Origin of the sequence: Tepiditoga spiralis (genome assembly GCF_014701195.1) — a bacterium.
Lineage (GTDB): Bacteria > Thermotogota > Thermotogae > Petrotogales > Petrotogaceae > Tepiditoga > Tepiditoga spiralis.
The window spans coordinates 874,344-895,601 of record NZ_AP018712.1 but is presented as its reverse complement, the minus strand read 5'-3'; the positions used below and the strand labels follow the sequence as shown (position 1 = coordinate 895,601).

Annotated in this window: 15 protein-coding genes, 4 tRNA genes and 2 rRNA genes; 11 read left to right on the top strand and 10 right to left on the bottom strand. The window is 30.1% G+C overall.

Going from position 1 to position 21,258, the window contains the following annotated elements:
- Window positions 1–44: 44 nt before the first annotated feature.
- The 3 genes from IGS63_RS04080 (at window position 45) to rrf (ending at window position 3,229) form a co-directional block, all read left to right on the top strand.
- Window positions 45–120: transfer RNA gene (locus IGS63_RS04080), tRNA-Ala, on the top strand.
- A 46-nt stretch (window positions 121–166) separates the two neighbouring features.
- Window positions 167–3,084 (top strand): 23S ribosomal RNA (locus IGS63_RS04075).
- Between the two features lie 30 nt (window positions 3,085–3,114).
- Window positions 3,115–3,229: ribosomal RNA gene (gene rrf / locus IGS63_RS04070) — 5S ribosomal RNA — on the top strand.
- Window positions 3,230–3,329: 100 nt separating this feature from the next.
- Here rrf and alaS read toward each other — a convergent pair.
- The 5 genes from alaS to frr are packed head-to-tail and all read right to left on the bottom strand — an operon-like array spanning window position 3,330 to window position 8,472.
- Window positions 3,330–5,933 carry an alanine--tRNA ligase gene (gene alaS / locus IGS63_RS04065; protein WP_190615728.1) on the bottom strand — a complete coding sequence of 868 codons (2,604 nt, stop codon included), beginning with the start codon at window positions 5,931–5,933 and terminating at the stop codon, window positions 3,330–3,332.
- An 18-nt stretch (window positions 5,934–5,951) separates the two neighbouring features.
- Window positions 5,952–6,341, bottom strand: a complete 390-nt coding sequence (locus IGS63_RS04060) for a type II secretion system protein (RefSeq protein WP_190615727.1) — start codon at window positions 6,339–6,341, stop codon at window positions 5,952–5,954.
- Between the two features lie 22 nt (window positions 6,342–6,363).
- On the bottom strand, window positions 6,364–7,218 hold the full coding sequence (locus IGS63_RS04055; RefSeq protein WP_232521351.1) for a phosphatidate cytidylyltransferase: 855 nt from the start codon (window positions 7,216–7,218) through the stop codon (window positions 6,364–6,366).
- Window positions 7,199–7,912 (bottom strand): isoprenyl transferase, encoded by a 714-nt coding sequence (locus IGS63_RS04050; RefSeq protein WP_198423083.1) that lies wholly within the window; start codon window positions 7,910–7,912, stop codon window positions 7,199–7,201. Before IGS63_RS04050 ends, IGS63_RS04055 begins: the two co-directional genes overlap by 20 nt.
- The gene (gene frr, locus IGS63_RS04045; RefSeq protein ID WP_190615725.1) at window positions 7,909–8,472 is read right to left on the bottom strand and encodes a ribosome recycling factor; all 564 of its coding nucleotides are present in this window, start codon (window positions 8,470–8,472) and stop codon (window positions 7,909–7,911) included. The genes IGS63_RS04050 and frr overlap by 4 nt, the downstream gene beginning before the upstream one ends.
- Before the next feature lie 124 nt (window positions 8,473–8,596).
- On the opposite strand from frr, the gene IGS63_RS04040 reads away from it, so the two are divergent.
- Both IGS63_RS04040 and IGS63_RS04035 read left to right on the top strand, forming a co-directional pair.
- Window positions 8,597–9,388, top strand: coding sequence for an energy-coupling factor transporter transmembrane component T family protein (locus tag IGS63_RS04040; RefSeq protein WP_190615724.1), 792 nt, complete (start codon window positions 8,597–8,599; stop codon window positions 9,386–9,388).
- A 33-nt stretch (window positions 9,389–9,421) separates the two neighbouring features.
- Window positions 9,422–10,705: a clostripain-related cysteine peptidase gene (locus tag IGS63_RS04035; RefSeq protein WP_190615723.1), complete on the top strand. Its 1,284-nt coding sequence runs from the start codon at window positions 9,422–9,424 to the stop codon at window positions 10,703–10,705.
- A gap of 16 nt (window positions 10,706–10,721) precedes the next feature.
- Here the strand turns inward: IGS63_RS04035 and IGS63_RS04030 are convergent, their stop codons facing one another.
- Window positions 10,722–11,621, bottom strand: coding sequence for a sensor domain-containing diguanylate cyclase (locus IGS63_RS04030; protein ID WP_190615722.1), 900 nt, complete (start codon window positions 11,619–11,621; stop codon window positions 10,722–10,724).
- A gap of 76 nt (window positions 11,622–11,697) precedes the next feature.
- On the opposite strand from IGS63_RS04030, the gene IGS63_RS04025 reads away from it, so the two are divergent.
- The 6 genes from IGS63_RS04025 to IGS63_RS04000 all read left to right on the top strand — a co-directional run bounded on the left by IGS63_RS04025 (window position 11,698) and on the right by IGS63_RS04000 (window position 15,823).
- On the top strand, window positions 11,698–13,107 hold the full coding sequence (locus tag IGS63_RS04025; RefSeq protein ID WP_190615721.1) for an Rne/Rng family ribonuclease: 1,410 nt from the start codon (window positions 11,698–11,700) through the stop codon (window positions 13,105–13,107).
- Between the two features lie 14 nt (window positions 13,108–13,121).
- Window positions 13,122–14,363, top strand: a complete 1,242-nt coding sequence (locus IGS63_RS04020) for a hypothetical protein (RefSeq protein ID WP_190615720.1) — start codon at window positions 13,122–13,124, stop codon at window positions 14,361–14,363.
- Between the two features lie 118 nt (window positions 14,364–14,481).
- Window positions 14,482–14,557: transfer RNA gene (locus IGS63_RS04015), tRNA-Lys, on the top strand.
- 21 nt (window positions 14,558–14,578) lie between these two features.
- Window positions 14,579–14,663, top strand: a tRNA-Leu gene (locus IGS63_RS04010).
- An 11-nt stretch (window positions 14,664–14,674) separates the two neighbouring features.
- Window positions 14,675–14,749: transfer RNA gene (locus tag IGS63_RS04005), tRNA-Gly, on the top strand.
- A 48-nt stretch (window positions 14,750–14,797) separates the two neighbouring features.
- Window positions 14,798–15,823 (top strand): class I SAM-dependent methyltransferase, encoded by a 1,026-nt coding sequence (locus IGS63_RS04000; RefSeq protein ID WP_190615719.1) that lies wholly within the window; start codon window positions 14,798–14,800, stop codon window positions 15,821–15,823.
- Between the two features lie 123 nt (window positions 15,824–15,946).
- Here the strand turns inward: IGS63_RS04000 and IGS63_RS03995 are convergent, their stop codons facing one another.
- The 4 genes from IGS63_RS03995 to IGS63_RS03980 all read right to left on the bottom strand — a co-directional run bounded on the left by IGS63_RS03995 (window position 15,947) and on the right by IGS63_RS03980 (window position 21,255).
- Window positions 15,947–17,734, bottom strand: coding sequence for an AAA family ATPase (locus IGS63_RS03995; protein WP_232521296.1), 1,788 nt, complete (start codon window positions 17,732–17,734; stop codon window positions 15,947–15,949).
- A 115-nt stretch (window positions 17,735–17,849) separates the two neighbouring features.
- Entirely contained in the window at window positions 17,850–18,881 is a 1,032-nt protein-coding gene (locus IGS63_RS03990; protein WP_190615717.1) for a hypothetical protein, read from the bottom strand.
- Window positions 18,882–18,952: 71 nt separating this feature from the next.
- Complete coding sequence (truA, locus tag IGS63_RS03985; protein WP_190615716.1) at window positions 18,953–19,699, bottom strand: tRNA pseudouridine(38-40) synthase TruA; 747 nt, start codon at window positions 19,697–19,699, stop codon at window positions 18,953–18,955.
- Window positions 19,700–19,725: 26 nt separating this feature from the next.
- On the bottom strand, window positions 19,726–21,255 hold the full coding sequence (locus IGS63_RS03980; protein ID WP_190615715.1) for an AAA-like domain-containing protein: 1,530 nt from the start codon (window positions 21,253–21,255) through the stop codon (window positions 19,726–19,728).
- Between the last annotated feature and the right edge of the window lie 3 nt (window positions 21,256–21,258).

Below are 21,258 nucleotides of genomic sequence, written 5' to 3'. Positions count from 1 at the left end.
AGGAGAACAACTGCCTCTATCCATTATTGAGTGAGCAAAAGAACGGGGTGGTAGCTCAGTTGGGAGAGCATCTGCTTTGCAAGCAGAAGGCCAGGGGTTCGAGCCCCCTTCACTCCACCAAAGAAATCATTCAGAAAAGTTCATTGACAAGTGCATAAGAAAGAAAGTCCAAAGTAAAAAGGGCATACAGGGGATGCCTAGGCGACCAGAGGCGAAGAAGGACGTGGCAAGCTGCGAAAAGCTACGGGGAGAAGCAAGCAATCGAAGAACCGTAGATATCCGAATGGGGAAACCCGAAAGAGCCCGAAAGGGAGGCGAACCCAGCGAAGTGAAACATCATAGTAGCTGGAGGAAAAGAAATCAAAGAGATTCCCTGAGTAGTGGCGAGCGAAAAGGGAAGAGCCCAAACCAAATTGATGTAAAAGGGTACAGCCGTTGTCAATTTGGGGTAGAGGGACAGCTTAACTCGAACTGTAAATAGAGGGAATAGGTAAAGAGGAAGTCGAAGTATATGGGAAGATAAACCAAAGAAGGTGAAAGTCCTGTAGACGAAAACTCGTAAACTAATCGAAGCTGATCCCAAGTAGCGTGGGACACGAGGAATCCTGCGTGAATCAGGGGAGACCACTCTCCAAGGCTAAATACTCCTGGTCGACCGATAGCGAATAGTACCGTGAGGGAAAGGTGAAAAGGACCCCGTGAGGGGAGTGAAAGAGAACCTGAAACTGTATGCCTACAGGAAACGGGAGCGGAAGTGACCGTGTGCCTTTTGATTAATGTGCCCGCGAGTTATCGTATATGGCGAGGTTAAGTCGAAAGAGACGAAGCCGAAGGGAAACCGAGTTTTAAAAGAGCGAAAGTCAAATGCGATAGACCCGAAGCCCAGTGATCTATCCATGTGCAGGTTGAAAGTTAGGTAAAACTAAGTGGAGGACCGAACCGGTAGGTAGTGAAAAATCTTCGGATGACATGTGGATAGCAGTGAAAAGCTAATCGAACTGGGTGATAGCTGGTTCTCTCCGAAACGTGTGTAGGCACGGCCTCGACAAAGAAAGTATTGGGGGTAGAGCACTGATTGACGTATGGGGGCGACCTCAGAAATCAGTCAAACTCCGAATACCAATACTGAATAGTCGGGAGACAGACTACGGGGGATAAGCTCCGTGGTCGAAAGGGAAACAGCCCAGACCGCCAGCTAAGGTTCCGAAGAAATGGCTAAGTGTGAAAGGTAGTGAAGTTCTGAAGACAGCCAGGAGGTTGGCTTAGAAGCAGCCACCCTTTAAAGAGTGCGTAACAGCTCACTGGTTGAAGAACAATGCGCCGAAAATGTAACGGAGCTAAAGCCATACACCGAAGCTGCGGAATTGGAGTAATCCAATTGGTAGGAGAGCATTGTGTAGTAGGGAGAAGGTAAACTGGAAGGTTTGCTGGACGAGACACAAGAGCGGATGCGGGCATGAGTAGCGAAATGAATGTGAGAATCATTCACCCCGAAAGTCTAAGGGTACCTGGGGAAGGGTCGTCCACCCAGGGTAAGTCGGAGCCTAAGGTGAACCCGAAAGGGGTAATCGATGGGAAACAGGTAAAGAGTCCTGTACCAGTATGAACGAGATATAAGGGGGGACGCAGGAGGTGAATCACCGAGACCAAGTTGCAAGGTCTTCTAAGCAGTAAAGCCGAAGAAACGAGTAGGGAAAACCGCTTGTGGAGGAAAAACTGTGATGGGAAGGACGTAAGTCTAACGGGGAGGAGTCACACTGCCAAGAAAAGCCTCGTATATCGCTTGAGAGAAATACTGACCGTTCCGTAAACCGACACAGGTAGACGGGTTGAGAAAACTAAGGGGAGCGGAATAACCTCTGTTAAGGAACTAGGCAAAATAGCCCCGTAACTTCGGGAGAAGGGGTGCTCTTGATGGTGTTGCAAAATGCGATTGAGAGTCGAAGTGGAAAGTCCCAGGCGACTGTTTACCAAAAACACAGGTCTATGCGAACACAAAAAGTGGAAGTATATGGACTGACGCCTGCCCAGTGCCGGAAGGTTAAGTGGAGTGGTGAGAGCTACGAAACGAAGCCCCGGTAAACGGCGGCCGTAACTATAACGGTCCTAAGGTAGCGAAATTCCTTGTCGGGTAAGTTCCGACCTGCATGAATGGCGTAACGATCTGGGAGCTGTCTCAACAGAGGATCCGGCGAAATTACAGAGTGGGTGAAGATGCCCACAACCCGCAGTTAGACGGAAAGACCCCATGGAGTTTTACTGTAGCCTGACGTTGTAAATGGTTATAATGTGTACAGGATAGGTGGGAGGCGAAGAAGGAAGATCGCAAGGTTTTCTAGAGCCGACGTTGGGATACCACCCTCATTATAATGATTTACTAACGGTGGAATGTGAAGAGCATGAGCCGGACAGCGTTAGGTGGGCAGTTTGACTGGGGCGGTTGCCTCCTAAAGAGTAACGGAGGCGTACGAAGGTCGGCTCAGGTGGGTTGGAAATCCACCGGTGAGTGCAAGGGCAAAAGCCGGCTTGACTGCGAGACTGACAGGTCGAGCAGAATGGAAACATGGTCCTAGTGACCCGGCCGAGGCGAGTGGAAGCGCGGTCGATCAACGGATAAAAGTTACCCTGGGGATAACAGGCTAATGACGCTCGAGAGTTCATATCGACGGCGTTGTTTGGCACCTCGATGTCGGCTCATCGCATCCTGGGGCTGAAGTCGGTCCCAAGGGTTGGGCTGTTCGCCCATTAAAGCGGTACGTGAGCTGGGTTCAGAACGTCGTAAGACAGTTCGGTCCCTATCTGCTGCGGGCGTAGGAAGCTTGAGGAGGGTTGCTCTTAGTACGAGAGGACCGGAGTGAGTGTACCGCTGGTGAATCAGCTGTCAGGCAAATGGCAGGAGCTGAGTAGCTAAGTACATGACCGATAACCGCTGAAAGCATCTAAGCGGGAAACGGGCTCCAAGATAAGGCTTCCCGCTCATTTATGAGGTAAGGGTAGTTCGAGACTAGAACATAGATAGGCCACAGATGTAAGTGCAGTGATGTATTGAGTCGAGTGGTACTAATAACCCGAGGCTTTGGACAAACTTTCTTATGCACTAGTGAGTGAATAATTTGGGACGAGGATAAGGTAAGGGGAACCACCCAGAACCATTCCGAACCTGGCCGTTAAGCCTTTATCTGCCGATGGTAGTACACTTCGTGTGTGCAAGAGTAGGTTTTTGTCCCGCCACTTTTCTTTGAGTCAACCTTTTCGGTTGACTCTTTTCTTTTTTTAAAAAAGAAATTATTATATATTTAACAAAAAATAAAGAAGCGGCTAAGCCGCTTCTATTTTATAAAGTTTTGTATATTTTTTATTATTTCTGGTATTTTTGATGGATCTTTTCCTCCTGCTTGAGCAAAATCAGGTCTTCCGCCACCGCCACCGCCAAGGTGTGTTGCTATTTTTTTAGCTATTTGTCCAGCATGGAATTTATTTAATGCGTTTTTAGATACTTTAACTGTAAAGGATAGTTTGTCTGATTTATTGAATAAAATTACTACTCCGTCTTTTATCTTTGATAATAATGTATCTGTTGCATTTCTATGTATGTCTTTTGAAACATTTTCAAGTACACCAACTACAATTTTAAATCCATCTATTTCTATACCTTTGTCTATAAATGATAATAAGTTTGCTGTTGCTGTTTTTGCTTCAAGTTCTTTTATTGTTGATTCTTTTTCTTTTATTGTTTTTAATAATGATTGAACTTTTTCTTCGACTTTTTCTGTTGAGGTATTTAATATTGAGTTTAAATTATTTATTATTTTTTCTTGTTTTTGTGTGAACTTTAAGGCTTCTAAACCTGTTATTGCTTCTATTCTTCTTATTCCTGCTGATACTGATGTTTCTGTTAAAATTTTAAAGAGTCCAATTTCACCTGTGTTTGAAACATGAGTTCCTCCACAAAGTTCTTTTGAAAATTCTCCCATTTTAACAATTCTTACTTCATTTCCATATTTTTCTTCAAATAATGCTATAACATTTTCATTTTTTGCATCGTTTAAAGATTTTACTTCTGTAATTACTGGTGTTGCTTTTAATATTTCTTCATTTACAAGTGTTTCTACAGCTTGTATTTGTTCTTTTGTTAATGATTCATAATGTGTTATATCAAATCTAAGTCTTTCGTTGGATACGTATGATCCTGCTTGTTTTATATGATTACCAACAATATTTCTTAGTGCTGAATGTAATAGATGAGTTGCACTGTGATTTCTTTTTATTGCATTTCTATTGTTTATGTCTACAGTTAATTCAACTTTGTCTCCAACTTTTATTTTTCCTTTTTTTATGATTACTTTATGTGATATTACTTCATTATATACTATTTGAACGTCTTTTACTTGTGCTTCAAATTGAGTGTTTTTTATTGTTCCTATGTCTGCAATTTGTCCACCCTTTTCAGCATAAAAAGGTGTTTTGGAAAAGATTAATTCAACTTCTTCATTTTCATTTGCTTCATTTATTATTTCTTCACCTTTTATTATATACAATACTTTTTCTGTTTCATTTAATGAGTTATATCCAGTAAATTCTGTTGTTTTTAAGTCATCTCCCACTTTTTTATAGGCTTTATTTGATTTTGCATATTCTTTATTTCCAGTGGCTTTTCTAGCTCTTTCTTTTTGTTCTTTCATTAGTTTTAAATATTCATCTTTGTCTACTGGAATATTTTTTTCTTCTGCAATTTCTTCTGTTATATCAAAAGGAAATCCATAGGTATCATATAGTTCAAAAGCGTCTGCACCAGAGATTTTTCCTTTTTTTATGATATTGTTTAATCTTTCTAATCCTTTTTCAAGTGTTTGTAAAAATCTTTCTTCTTCGGCATTTACTATCTTTTTTATAAAGTCTTGTTTTTCAATTAATTCAGGATATATTTTCTCATATTTTTCTATTACAGAGTCTATTATTTTTGAAAAGAATGCTGTTTTTGTACCAAGAAGGTTTGCGTGTCTTATAGAGCGTCTTAAGATTCTTCTCAATACGTATCCTCTTCCTTCATTTGAAGGTAATATACCTTCTGCTATTATGAAAGAAACTGCCCTTGCATGATCTGCTATGACCTTTATTGATGTGTCTGTTTTTGAATTTTTTCCATACTTTACGTTTAATGTATTTTCTATTTTTTCAATTATTTCTTTAAATAAGTCTGTATCAAAGTTTGTTTTAACTCCTTGTATTGCAGCAACTATTCTTTCAAGTCCAGCTCCTGTATCTATATTTTTTCTTGCCAAAGGTTCAAAGCTCCCATCTTCTTTGGCATAATATTCTGTAAAGACTATATTCCATATTTCAACAAACCTTCCACAATCACAAGCTGGTGTACAGTTTTCAACATCTGGACAATCATCTGTAAAACCAGTATCAAAATATATTTCTGAACTAGGTCCACATGGTCCTGTAGGACCTACAGGTCCCCACCAGTTTTCACTTTTATCAAATTTCATTATTCTTTCTTCGGGAACTATTTTTTTCCATATTTCATATGCTTCATTGTCTTCAATATAAACGGATGGCCAAAGCTTTTCTTCAGGCATTTCAAGAACTTTTGTTAAAAATTCCCATGCCATTGGTATTGCTTCTTTTTTAAAATATTCTCCAAAAGAAAAGTTTCCCAACATTTCAAAAAAGGTTTGATGCCTTGCCGTTTTTCCAACATTTTCTATATCATTTGTTCTTATACATTTTTGACAGGTTGTTATCATTGTGTGTGTTGGTTCAACTTTTCCCCAAAATATTGGTTTGAATGGAACCATTCCAGCTACTGTAAACATTAATTGTGGATCACTTGGAACGAGTGGAGAGCTTGGTAATTTTTTATGATTTTTTTGTTCAAAAAATTGTAAAAATTTTTCTCTTATTTCATCAGATGTCATGTATTTCATTGAATCAATCCTCCATGTTTATTTTTTCAAAACTCTAATGGATGGTTTCCCATCGTACTCTTCTATATTAGGGTCTATTTTTTTAAAGTATTTAATATCTGGTTTGTTTGAGTTATAATAGATTTCTACTTGTAAAGTTTCATCTTTTATTTGTATATTTGGTATTTCATTTGTTAGATACTCTTCTTTTACTAAATTCTCCATGCTTAAACTTGATGCATCACTACTGTACATAGAGTATTGAATTACAGCAGACTGTATATTCCTCATATCTGAAATAATTTTTGTTGCTTTTGCTTGAGATAGCACAGTGTTCACAGCAGGTATACTTATTGATGCAATGAGTGCCATAACGGCAAGAACTAATAAAACTTCAACGATTGTAAAGCCTTCTTTTGAATTTTTCACTTACATCCCCTCCAGATTTTTTTTAGATCCAGAATAATCTCAGCATAAAGTACCATATAGGTACAACAAGCAATAATCCATCTATTCTATCAAGCATTCCACCATGTCCTGGTAATATTCCACTTGAATCTTTTACATTGTAAAAGCGTTTGAAGATAGATTCGGTCAAGTCACCAATTGTATCGACTATTCCAACCATTATTGCAAATGCTGCAACGTATTCAAGATCTATTAGAGTATGTAACCCGAATATCTCCCTGAAAAAATCATAAATAATAATGTATAAGAATGTTCCAAATATTCCACCAAATAAGCCTTCCCAGCTTTTTTTTGGAGAATAAGTTGGAGAAATTTTATGTTTTCCAAAAGTAAGTCCAAAAATATAGGCAAATGAATCATATGCCCAAACAGAGGTCAAAGCTAATATAGCCATTCCAGCTCCATAATTTATTTGAGTTAAATAATTTGATGATAGAAAAAATGCTATATATATTAATGAAAATGTAGATGAAGAAAGTAGTTCTTTAGCTTCATTAATGTCTTTTAATCTTACAATTGTTATTAAAGATATTAATAAAAATCCTATTACAAATATAAATTCTGCTTCAAATGGTAAAATTCCACTATATTCAGCTTCTAAAGAAAATCCATATACCATGGAGGTTATTCCTAATAGAAATGCAATAAATAGTCTGAATTTTCTACAGAGTTTTGGATTTGACATTTTTATAAATTCATATGATGCCATCATTACTATTGTTGTAACTAATCCTAATAATGTTGGATACCAAAGATATGAAAATACAACTACAGGTCCTATTATAAAACCAGATGAAGCTCTTATAAAAAGATTTTTTTTACCTATTGGCATTCTCATCACTTCCAATTCCACCAAATCTTCTATCTCTTTTGGTATATTCTTTTATAGCTTCAAGGTAATCATTTTCTGTAAAATCTGGCCAAAGTTTTTTTGTAAAATAAAGTTCCGAATAAGCACTTTGCCACAATAAAAAGTTGCTCAATCTTATTTCACCAGATGTTCTTATTATTAAATCTGGATCTGGAACGTCAGGTAAATACAAATTTAAAGATATGTCATCTTCAGTTATTTCTGATTTACCATTTTTAATAGCATTATTTGCTGCATTAATTATTTCTTGACGACCACCATAGTTTAAAGCCATTATTAAATCTAATTTTTTATTATCTTTGCTTATTTCTTGAATTTTTTTACAAGATTTTTGAACATCTTGAGGAAGTTCTGATAAATTTCCAGAAAATCTCATTTTTACTCCTTTAGAGATTATTTTTCTTAATCGTGTTTCTAAGTATTTTATAAATAATTTAAATAAAAAATTTACCTCATCTTTTGGACGTTTCCAGTTTTCCGTTGAAAAAGAATACAGGGTGAGATATCTCACCCCTATATCAGTTGAATATTGAATTATTTTTTCAGCAACTTCTGCTCCTTTTTCATGACCAAATATTCTTTTTTTATTTTGCATTTTAGCCCAGCGTCCATTGCCATCCATAATTATACCAATGTGAGAAGGTATTTTCAAATTGGTCAAGATTCCAATATCTCCTTTTCTTTTTTATGAAATACGTGTTCTGCTTTATCTTCATGTTCTTTTAAAATTTTTTGTATTTCATCTTCAATTTTTTTTGCGGTATCTTCTGGAATTTCTCCTTTTTTTTGATCTTCTTTAACTTTTTTCATATCTTCTCTTCTTATATTTCTTAAAGCAATTTTTGTTTCTTCCATCATGTCTTTAGCTACTTTTACCCATTTTTTTCTGTCTTCTCCTGTTGGAGCAGGAAAAGAAACTCTTACAGCATTTCCATCATTTATTGCATGTAATCCTAATGGGGAAGCATTTATTGCTTTTTCAATTTTTTCAAGTAATCCTTTATCCCAAGGAGTTATTGATATGACTCTATCTTCTCCAACAACAACATTTGAGGTTTGGTTTATTTGTGTTGGTGTTCCATAATAATCTACTTTTATATCTTCAAATATTGCTGGTGAAGGTCTTCCAGTTCTTAATTTCTTTAGTTCATCTTCATAATGAGATATTGTTTTTTCCATTTTGTTTTTTACTTCTTTTAAATAAGGGCTATTTAATGACATACTCCCACCTCCAAAAAATTTATTAAATTCTATATTATTATACCATATTATGATGTATAATGGTTAGTAGGATATTGTTTTTTATAGTATAATATAATATAAAGAAATTGAAAGGATGATAGTTTTGTTTTTAGATAATGTTGCCCTTGGTAGGTATGTTGAAAAAAAATCTTTTATGCATTCTTTAGATCCACGAGTTAAGTTGATTGGTTTATTTGTTCTTGCAATATTTTCTTTTTCAATAAATAGTTTATATGATTCTTCTTTAATGATAGTTTATACTCTTTCTTTAATGATTTTATCGAAATTGAGTTTAAAGTATTATTTAAAATCATTAAAGTCATTGTGGTTTATTATTGTCTTTGCATTTGTTATGCAATTATTTAATTCTGAAGGTAGTACTATTTTTAAGTTCTTATTTATTTCAATAACTGATAAAGGTTTGTATTATGCTTCAATAATAACTTTTAGAATATTATTTGCAATTATGATTTCAAGTGTACTAACTCTCACTACATCACCAACTTCTTTAGCTCATGCAATGGAAGATGTTTTAAGGTGGTTTTTTGTTCCAAAATCTTTTGCTCATGAATTATCTATGGTTATGACTATAGCAATAAGATTTATTCCAGTAATGGCTTCAGAAGCAGATAGAATAATAAAAGCTCAAATGAGTAGAGGTGCAAGTTTTGATGATAGAAAGCTTTCAGGGAAAATAAAAGGTGTAGTATCTATTTTAATACCTCTTTTAGTATCAGCCTTAAGAAGAGCAGAAGAATTAAGTGTTGCAATGGAAGCAAGAGGATACAATGGTTGGGAAGGAAGAACAAGATTTAAAAAATTCGATTGGAAGTTCAGAGATACGATTTTTTTAATTTCTTTTATTTTAGTAGGTATTTTTATTATTATGTATTAATTATGATGTGTTAACTATGATTGGAGAAAAAATATGAAAAAAATTTTTAAGTATACTTTTATTTTAATATCTTTTTTATTTTTAATGAGTTCTTGTATACCTTTAAGTTTATTTGATCCTTTAATTACAAATGAAATTATAGATGGAAATTTTGATAAAGTAATTGAATTCAAAGAAAAAGTAAAAAATGTTAAAATAAATGGTACAGTATTGAGTAGTTTTGATGGTAAAAACTATACTTTATCAAGAACTTTATTTACAAAAAATAATTATTTAGAGTATGAATATAATGGTAAGATTTATAAAAAGACTTTAAATGCTGTAAAGCCAGATTTACAGTTGTTTATTTATGCTTGTGGAGATACAACAAATAGTCCTTTATCAGAGTTTCTTGAAGATGATATAAATGAAATAAAAAATGCATTAATGAATGTAAAAAGAAATATACTTGTTACTATAATTGCTGATTTTACTGAAAATGATAAAATAATAAACTTATATAATATGAATGGCAAATTTTATAGAGTTGAAACAAATCCATCTGAATATGGTATGAATGATGAAATAAATTCTTCAAATCCAGATATTTTATATACTTATATGGAAAAATTTTATATTGGAAATACATTTTTTTTAGATTTATGGAATCATGGAAATGCATGGGAATGGGAATCAAAACAATATTTGAAAACAAAAGCAGTAATAGTTGAAAGCAGTTCTGAGTTTTTAAAAATTTCAGATATAAAAAATGTATTAAAAAAATTTGAAGAAACACATAAAAAAATAGATGTAATAGGGTTTGATGCTTGTAGTATGGCACAATTAGAAATAGTTTATGAACTTTCACCATATGCTAATTATTTTGTTGGTTCTGTAAATGAAGAGCCAGGATATGGATGGAATTATAATTTTTTAAGATATTATGATTTATCAATTGAATTTATGCTTTCTAATTTAGTGGCTGTTTATTATGATTATTATAATAGTTATTCAAATTTAAATTATTTAACTATGACAGCAATAAGATTAAATGATTTTAAGAACTTTGTTTCAAAAAATCTTGTATCTATAAAACCCAATGATAATGATGTAGTAATTTTTCATAGTGTAATTTCAAATGCTGATTTTTGTGATTCTAAATTTGCAGTAAATGGTATAGAAAACTATATAATAAATTCTTATTATAAGGAAAAAAATTCTACAGGATTGGGGATTTTATACAAAACTTCAGATATGGATTTAATTTTAGATTATAAAGAATTGGATTTTTATAAAGATTTTAAACTTTGGATAGAAGAAAAATGGAAACCATTTTAAATGGTTTCCAATTAATTTAAATAATTTTTATATTAGCTTTTCCATTTTCTTTTACATAATATAAAGCTTCATCTGCTTTTTTTATTATTTCATCTATAGTATTGTTTTCGTATAGACTTCCACCAATTGAAATATTTACAGAAATTTTTTTTTCATTTATCATCAAATAAGAATTTTTTACCATCATTAAATATCTATTTGCAATTTCATAAAGTAAAGTCTTATCTACAAAACGAATTATGGCAATAAATTCGTCTCCACCCCATCTACCTATGAAATCAGAACTTCTTGTATTTTTAAATATGCTTTGAGAAACCATTTTCAATATTTTATCTCCAAAATCGTGACCATAAGTATCATTAATGTTTTTAAAGTTATCTATGTCTATAAACAAAATTCCAAAGTCTAAACCATATTTATTAGATTCTTGATAAAATTCTTGAAGTTTCATGTCTATAAAGGCTCTATTTGGTATCTCTGTTAATTTATCAGTTAAAGCCATTTTTTTATAAACCTTTGCTTCAATCTCTATTTTTTCTTTTTCAGAAATATCATTGAATAATTCAACTGCTCCTGTTATATTGCCATTTTCATCTTTTATAGGAAAAACTTTTATATAAACAGGAACTCTATGCCCTTTCTTGTGATGTAAAAACACCTTTGTTTTTCTAGTTCTTCCATCTGCAAGAGTAAAAGCAACTGGACACATTCCCATACACAAAGAAACTCCATTTTCATCAATATGCATTAATATATTATCTTTACAAGAGGAACCAAGAACTTCTTCTGATTTAAATCCAGTTATTTTTTCTGCAGCTTTATTCCAATAAAGTATTTTTCTCTTATTATCTAATATGTAAACCCCATCTTCTATATTTTCTAAGATTTCTTTAGCATATTTTAATTCAAATTCCATAAGATTCACCTCCATATTAATTATACATCATTTTATGGTAAAATTAAATAGAAATAAAAATAAGAGAGGTTGAGTAATGGAAAAAATAATTGTTTGTAGTTCTGTTGGTGATGAAATAAGAGTAGCACTTTTGGAAGATTATGAATTAACAGAAATTTTTTTTGAAGATCTTGAAGGTGAAAAAAGCTCTGGAAAAATTTTTTGTGGAAGAATAGAAAATGATGTTCCAAGTTTGGAAGCATTTTTTGTTAATATAGGTATGAAAAAAAATGGTTTTTTAAGGTATAAAGATATATTAGGATTAAAAAATGAATATAAACGTGGAGATATGCTTATTGTTCAAGCAAAAAAAGATGGAAATATAAGAAAAGGACCACTTTTATCTATGCATCTTAATTTCCCGGGTAAGTATATAGTTTATATTCCATATGGAGAAGGAAGTATAGGGATTTCAAGAAAAATATCTATTCAAAATGATAGAGAGAGATTAAGAGAAATAGCTGAGGATTTAATTTATGAAACAGAAGGAATAATATTCAGAACTAATAGTCAAAGTGTTGATAGAGAAACATTGGAAGAAGAATTAAATTTATTAAGAAAAAAATGGCATGAAGTAGCTTTGAAGTATAAGAATACTAATAAACCATTACTTTTATACTCTGAGGATGATTTTATAGGTTTTTTAATGAGGGAACGATTAGATACTAATGTTAAAAGAATTGTAGTAGATAGTAAAAATCTTTATAATGAAATAAAAAAAGCTATTGAATCTACTGAGTATACTCCATTGATTGAACTTGTGGATAAAGATGCTTTTGCCTATATGAATGTTTATAATCAAATGGATGACATCTTTGCAAAAAAAATAAACTTAAGAAATGGCGGAACTATAACAATAGACAAAACAGAAGCAATGACAGTAATAGACATAGATTCTGCAGCAAATGTTAGAGGAAAGAATGTTGAAGAAACTTCTTTTAAAACAAATAAAGAAGCAGCAATAGAAATTGCAAGACAATTAAGATTAAGAAATATAGCTGGAATAATTATTATAGATTTTATAGATATGCATACAAAAAATCATCATGAAGAAATAATAAGAGTTTTTTCCGAAGAAGTTAAAAAAGATAGAGCTAGAGTTACCATAGTTGGATTTACTGGATTGGGTTTATTAGAAGTAACAAGAAAAAGAACAACACCATCTATTGATACTATGGTTTTTGCACCATGCCCTATATGTCATGGAACAGGAAGAGTTGCTGCTCCATCAATTGTGTTTAATCGAATTATAAAAGATATGGAAGACTCATTAAAAAATATGAAAGAACATAATATAAAAGAAGTATTGATAAATGTTTATCATAATTTATCTGGTTATGCAACCCCTGAAAGAAAAAAGGAATTAGAAAAAAATAATAATGTAAAAATAAAGTTTGAATTTAATTGGAATGATCCAAATTCTTATAATATGAGGTTCAAAAAATAAAGGGTGATAATTTTATGAAAGTTTCAAGAAAAATAATTTTAATTATAATGAATTTTTTATTTAGCTTGTTTTTAATAGCATTTTTTTTAATAATTACAGATGGAAATTTTGATGCAACTTATATAAAATCTAGTTCAAAGTATGAGGCTAAAGATTTTATAGATTATATTTCATCAAATAAAGAGGTAAAAAAAAGTGGTGGAATTCATTATTTTAAAGTAATTGATGAAAATAATATAGTTTTTTCAAAAATTCATTATTTAGATAAAGGTTTATATGGTATTTTGGGAAAAGGAAATGGAAAAAATTATATTTATACAATAAATTTAAATGGAGAAGTAAAACAAAAGTTGTTAGTTAGTGGAAAAAATATAGATTTTTATGACTTTACATATTTTGATGGAAGCTTAATAATGGTTGGGAAGAAGGAAGAGCGTCCTTATATTTTAAATATATCAGAAAATGGAGAAAAATTATGGTCAAAAGTTTATAACACTGGAGGAAGATTCAATGTTATCAAAAATAATTCAAATGACTTTATAATAGCTGGTTATATATCAAATGAAATGAAAAAACAAGCTTATATATCAGAAATAAATGTTTCTGGTGGAATAGTTTGGGAAAACACATATGGAAGAGAAGATAATGAAGAGATAAACGATTTTATATTAGAACCAAATGATATAATAGCTATTGGAGACACAAATTCTAATCCTAAAAAACAATATGATATTTTAGTTTTAAAGTATAGTAGAGAAGGAATAAGACTATATTCCAATACATATGGTAAGGAAACTCAAAATGAATATGGATTGAGTGCATTTTCAAATGGTTCGCTTTATGTTGGTGGTTATGTAATACCAATAAATCAAAATACATGGAAAACTTTTACATTAAAGACAGTAAAGGGAATAGAAGAAGATGGAAGTATAAAAGCAGAATGGTTTGAAGTTAGAAATGTAAAAAAAATGTCAAGAATAATTGAAATAAAAAATATAAATGATAAAATATATGCAACTGGTTTTTGTTTAGATACTTGGCCAGATTACGATGGTTTTTTGAGAATTATAGAAAAAAATAGTAATTTTTATTATATGGGAATATATGGATCAAATAAAGAAGAAAGATTTTATTCTTTTGAAGAAGCTAAAGATGGTGGTATTATAATGGTGGGGTATCAAAAGAATGGAGATATAGTAAAACCGCTTGTTGTAAAGACAAATTCAAATGGTCGTTTGCCTGGATATGAGAAGTAATAAGGTTTTAACAATAATTTACCGTTTCTTAACTTGACTTATTTCGGATAATGATATATAATAATAAACGTTTGGATGCGGAAGTTGTGAAAGACGGAAACAGAAAAACAATGGTGATGACCTGTTAGCTCAGCTGGTAGAGCATTTGACTTTTAATCAAAGGGCCCCGGGTTCGAATCCCGGACGGGTCACCATTTTTTTTGTTATTTATAAGTGCGCGAGTGGCGGAATTGGCAGACGCGCTGGACTTAGGATCCAGTGGTGTACACCGTGTGGGTTCAAGTCCCACTTCGCGCACCACAAATGACGATGCGAATGTAGCTCAGCGGTAGAGCACTTGCTTGCCAAGCAAGGGGTCGCGGGTTCGAACCCCGTCTTTCGCTCCATGTTCCCCGACTATTAAAGTCGGGGATTTTTTTTATAGGAGGCGAAAAATGACATTTTATCTTGATGCTGGAATTTCTGGTATTGAAAAAGCAAATCAAATAATAGAAGACTTTAAAATTTGGTTTAGACCATCCGATAAAGTAAGTTTAATAATTTTTAGTTGCAAAAAAATAAATTTTAATGAAATAAAAAAAGCTAAAAATGTTAAAATATTGGGATATTTAAAGTTTGAAGAATTAAAAAAATATTATAATAAAAGTGTTTTGCTGAATGAAGTAATAAACTATAAAAATGGAGATATGTTTAGATTATTTAAATTAATAAATCCAACGCCAAAAGATATTGATTTTGAAAATCAACCAATTTCAATACAGTATGATATTAATTATGATAAAAACTTTTCAAATAAATTTAGTGCGTACAATAAAAAACAAATGGAAACAATAAAAGATATTATATTGAAGGAAAAACCAACTTCAATTTTAGATGCAGCATGTGGTACAGGATCAAATTACTATCAATTAAAAGATGTCGTTAAGGATAAAAAGTATATAGGAATAGATTTTAGTAGATTCAATGTAATAAAAGCTATTGATTACTACCAGAATAAAAATGCAAAATTTTATATAGGCGATATGACTAATTTAAAGTTTAAAAATGATCAGTTTGACCTTTCTTTTACTGAAAGTGCTTTACCATATGTAAAAGACCCTCTAAGAGCTTTAAAAGAGTTAAATAGAGTGTCTAAGAAAGGGTTTTATGCAGGATTTTATACAACAAAACAAAATGTTGAGTACTTTAAGTACAATAAAAAGACATTTTGTTATGAATTAGATACAGGTGCAACTTGGAAATTTTATAAAGAAACACCAAATACTTTTTATCTTCCAAAGTTTAAAAAGGTAATTGAGTTATTAAAAACAATGAAAAATATTGATTACAGAATAAATGAAGAAGATCAATTTTTTTCTCCACTTGGAATAAGAACATTTACAATATTTGTTTATCCAAAAAGATGGTATGAAAAATATGGTGAAACCTTTAAAAAATATAATAATAGACCATTGATGTAAAAAAATGAAAGCCTTAGGCTTTTATTTTTTTACATCAATGAATTTATTTAATATAATTAAAATACGTTAATAGAGATCATAAAATTTATGTTACCTAAAAAATTGCATACTATTCATGTACCATTAATTAAGCATATTTTTTATCTTTTCTACTGAAATGCCTGTTAATTCAGAAATCATATTTACATCTAATCCTTTTTCAATCATGTTCTTTGCTACTTTTTCAATATCTGTTAATTCAACATCTTTATCCAAATTACTAACAATTTCAATTTCTTTTTTATCAAAGGATATTGCTACTTTTATTATATTGTTTATTCCATAACTTTTTATTTCTTCTTCATACTTCTTTTCATTTATTTGTTTTAATCCATTTTTTGCACTGTCTTTTAAACTTTTATCTTCATCTTTATTGTACTTTTTAAACTCTATTATTATTCCTTTATCTGTTTTATCTTTTGGAATTAATATAACATCAGCTCTTCCAAGTCCTGTTTCTCTATTACTCTTTATTATGTACTCTTCTTTTAATCCAACACTCATTCCAAGTATTAATCCATGATAAAACCTTTCCGGTTCTTTTCCACTAATATCAAAGTAACTCAATGTATTCATCGTTAAATCTTTAAATTGGTCTGTAAAGGTTTTTATTCTTCCTACTTTTAAATTCAAAAGCATATTATCGATACTTATATTTGATTCTCTCAACATATTTCTAACTGTTTGTACAAAAAAATCTTTTACTTCTTCATTTGGTATCTTTACTTTATACATTGTTATATTATTTTTTCTTTTTTTACTCGTCCACTTTAAGTAACCACTAAATAAAAATAATGTCCAAATTGCACTTTCACTGTTTAAGTTTAAATCACCATAAACCATTGTTTCTATTATTTCGCACTCTACTTCTTCTCCGTTTATTAATTTTTCTACACTATCTTTTATATTAACAGTTCCTTCTTTTATTAACTTTCTTATTAAATAATTTCCACTCGTATTCATCCAATATGGTCTTATCTTTTTTTCGTCTACTAAGTTTATAATAGAAAAAGGATTGTATATTTCAACACCACCAAAGTTATAACCATTGTACCAATCTATAACTTCTTTTTCTTCATATTCAAGTTCATAATACTTCAATGTTTCTTCTACTTCTTCTTTAGTTAATCCATACTTATCATTGAATAGTTCATTCAATACAGTAGAAACCTTTAAGTTATTCACACCAGTAAAGATACTTTCTTTAGAAACTCTTGTTATACCAGTAAGAACTGCTTTTTCAAGGTATACATTATCTTTTAAAGCCATTCCAAATAAGTTACCAATTAAAGATATTATTTCATCATAGTAACCATGTAAGTAGGCTTGTTGAATTGGAGTGTCGTATTCGTCTATTAATATTATTACCTTTTTACCATAGTATCTTTCCATATATTCAGATAAACTTCTTATACAATTTTCATAATCAGCATCTAAAGCTTCTCTACCCATTATTTTATCATATATAATTTTTTCTTCATTATCTAAAACATCTAAAACATACTTATGTTTTAAATACAATCTTGAAAGCTCCATAGCTAATAAAGCATGCATTTTCTTTAAGTTATTAGACTTTAAATCTTTAAAGGTGATGTATATAACAGGATGTTTATTTAAATGTTTTTCTATTATGTTCTTTTCTTTATATATTTTTAAGTTTTTAAAGAGGTGTTCATTGTTTTGAGTAATATCAAAAAAGTACTTCATCATAGATTGACTGAGAGTTTTCCCAAACCTTCTTGGCCTTGTTATTAATAAAACATTTCCACTTTCAATAACCTCTTTGATTAATAAACTTTTATCTACAAAGTACATATCTTCTTCAATTATAGTTTTAAAATCACTTTGTCCTATTGGAAGTCTTTTTTTCATTTTCATCACCTCATTTCATTATACCATAAACTATATATTTAAAAATCCAGATTTATATGAAAAAACTTCCAAAGTAGTTTTTATTTTTACATTTATCTACTTTAGAAGTAATTTATTAATTTATATTTTTTTTATAAATAAAAACTTTGTTATCATTGATTTCTACAATATACTTATTAGTTTCATAACTTTTTTTAGGTTTAGTATCAGGAATATCTAAAAATAAATTATAAACATTACCTTCTTTATAAATTCCTCCATCAAAGTTTACTCTATATGTTTCAAGTTTAAAAGTTTTTATTTCTATATAATTTTTATAAACTTTTATTGATAATGGAGAACGCCCAAAATCCTTTGATATATTTTTTGTTCCAAGGGTAAAAAATTTACCTGAACTACTAATTATATAAACGGTATTATCTTTTTCATAAGCAAAAATTACATTTCCAGATATATTTTTTAATTCACCATAATTACAATAAAATTTATCTTCAGTGAGTTTAACTTCGCCATTACTTATCCATAAAGAATTTGGAATTCCATATAAAAATATTCCACTGTTTAAATTAAAAACGTTTAATATTTTTGTATTTATTGATTTGTATAAATTTTGTTTTTGTAGGTTTAAAACATAAGTATTGCTAGAATAATCAGTTAGATCAATTTTTTGGTTTACCATTCCATATTCGATATTTATTATTGATGGTGGAATATTCAAATTCAATGGAGCAATTAATTTTTTTCCATTTAATTTTATAGTATCTTTAATACCTAAAATTTTTAAGTTTATCCATCTATCTGGTACGTGTACAAGTCTTTTACCAAGTGGTGGATATAAAAAATAATCATATTTTATATTATTAACCAATAAAGGAATTTTCATTTTTTTATTCCAAAGTTCAAAAGATACAGTTGAAGTAGCATCATTTTTTGTTATATAACTTCTATCAGGTATTATTATTAAACTTTTTAGTGATCTATTTAAAAGTTTTGAAAAAGTATCATTTAATTCATTTAATTTACAAGAAACTTCATTTCCTTTGTAATTAATATAAAATAAATTATTTTTGTAAGAAACTTCAATTTTATCTTCATTTGTAATTGGAGGAATACTTACATCATAATAACCATATAATGTATATAGCACATCATTAAAATAAAACTTAGGTCCATTATAAACAAGACCTATTCTGTCAGCAGAAAATATTGATAAATTTATTAAAATAAAACAGAATAAAAATAAAGTCCTTCTCCAGGAGCTGAAGCTGGAGCTTGCGATCTGTCTTTTGCTTCTAAAATTTCTTTTATTTTTTCCGGTTCCCATGTGCCTGTTCCCACCTTTACAAGAGTTCCAACCATATTTCTAACCATTCTTCTTAAAAATGAAATGCCTTCTACTCTTATTAAAATTAAACCATTGTTTAATTTTATAATTCTTATTTTTTCAATAGTTCTTACTGGATTTCTTTCGTCATTACCTGTTTTAAAGCTTGTAAAATCGTGTTCACCTATAAAATACTTAGCGCCTTCTCGCATTTTATGAATATCTAAATCATAAGGAAACCACCAAACTCTATTTCTTAAAAAAATATTTGGATCTCTTTTTGGCATTATAAAGTAATGATAAATTCTTTTTTTTGCATGAAACCTTGGACTAAAATTTTCTGGTACTTCTTTTACCTCTCTTATATAAATATCTTTTGGTAAAACAGAATTCATAGCATCTTTGATATTTTTTATGCTCATCTTTTCATTTGGAACTTTAAAAGCCATTATTTGTCCCCAAGCATGAACACCCGTATCTGTTCTACCAGCTCCAAAACTTATTACTTTTTGTTTAAATATTTTTTGAAGAGCTAATTCAAACTCTCCTTGTACAGTTCTAAACTTTGGTTGTCCCTGAAAACCAAAAAATTCTGTTCCATCGTATGCAACTGTTGCAGCAACCATTCTTTTTTTACTCATATTTCCTCCTACATATCATTTTTTTATTAAACCCAAACGGCAAAAATTTCTTTATTTTTAATTTTTATATTTTCCTGTTTTTTATTAGATTTTTTTCTGGTGTCAAAAATTACTAAATAACCTTTATTTTGATTGTTAATATCAAGATACTGTTCAAGTTGCTTAATACCACGTTTATGATATTCTTCACCATACCACTTTTTCATTTCAATAATATATTTGTACTTACCATATGTAATAACAACATCAAGTCTCTTTTCTTCAGAAATTTGAACTTCTTTAAAGTCAAAGCCTTTTCCATTTATTATTGGTTTTATAAAAGCTAAAAATATTAAAGTACCATTTCTTTCTACAAAATTTACATCTTTTTCTGAGTATTGTTCTTTCATAAAAAGCTGAAACTTTTTTAAAACGAGTTCCATATTTAATTTGTCTCCAATTATGAAGTTATCTCTAAAGTTGTATCTTTCAGTATCTACATTTTGTGATGTTTCTATCTTTGATGCCATATAATCGTATATTCTTTGTTCATAAATTTTGTTTTGAACCTTTAAAGTGCCATTTTCGTTTTTTAATATACCATACATTAAACATAGATTTATTGTTGGATTATCTATATTATATTTAACTTCTTTTCCATCTATTATTATTTTATATACTAAGTTATATATATCTTCATTATTTTCTAAATTTTTAATTAATGATTCAAAGTTAGTGTTTTGTTTTTTTAGAATAATCTTTACGGCATCTTGAAGAACTTCATCTGTCCATTCTTTTTTTACTTTCATTTCTTCATCAATAATTTGACAAAGTTTACTAACTAAAAATGGATAACCTGATGTATAATAGTATAATTTTTCAGAAATGTATTTAACATTATTGAGTTCATAACCTCTATCATTATAATAATCAACTATCATAGTAGAAATTTCATCTGAATTAAAAGATAAGTCTATGTCAAAGTCTACAGCTATATTCCACGGACTGTTGTACTTTATTTCTTCATTAGGCCTTATATGAGTTTTTAAGCTTTTAACATCGTGTACTCCAGCTAAGATTATACTGTAAAATGTATAGTCTTTTCCTTTGTTTGCTTCTAAATACTTTGTTCTGAGCATGCCTAAAAAGTTTAAAAATAGTTGATTATTAGAGCTTTTATCTACTTCATCTATCATTAATACTATCTTTTTTTCACTTGCTTTAGCTATTTTTGTTATTGTTTTTGATAGTTCTTTCATAGTTTTTATTATTTTTTTATCTATTTTTATATTTAATGAATCTGTTATATCTTCTAAAAAACTTTGAACAAACTCTTTTTCATCTTCCATTATTATGGAACCAATACCTTCAAAACTTATGGAAATTACTGTATACTCATTTTCTAACTTTTTTTCAAGTAAAAACATAGTAGTAGTTTTACCAAACTGTCTTGGTTTATTTATTGTAAAGTATTCACCATTTTCTATTAATTTCATTATTTGCTTTAATTTATTTTCAATATTAACCATGTAATGCTTTTTAGGAACACACACTCCTGTTGTATTGAATCGTTTCATTTT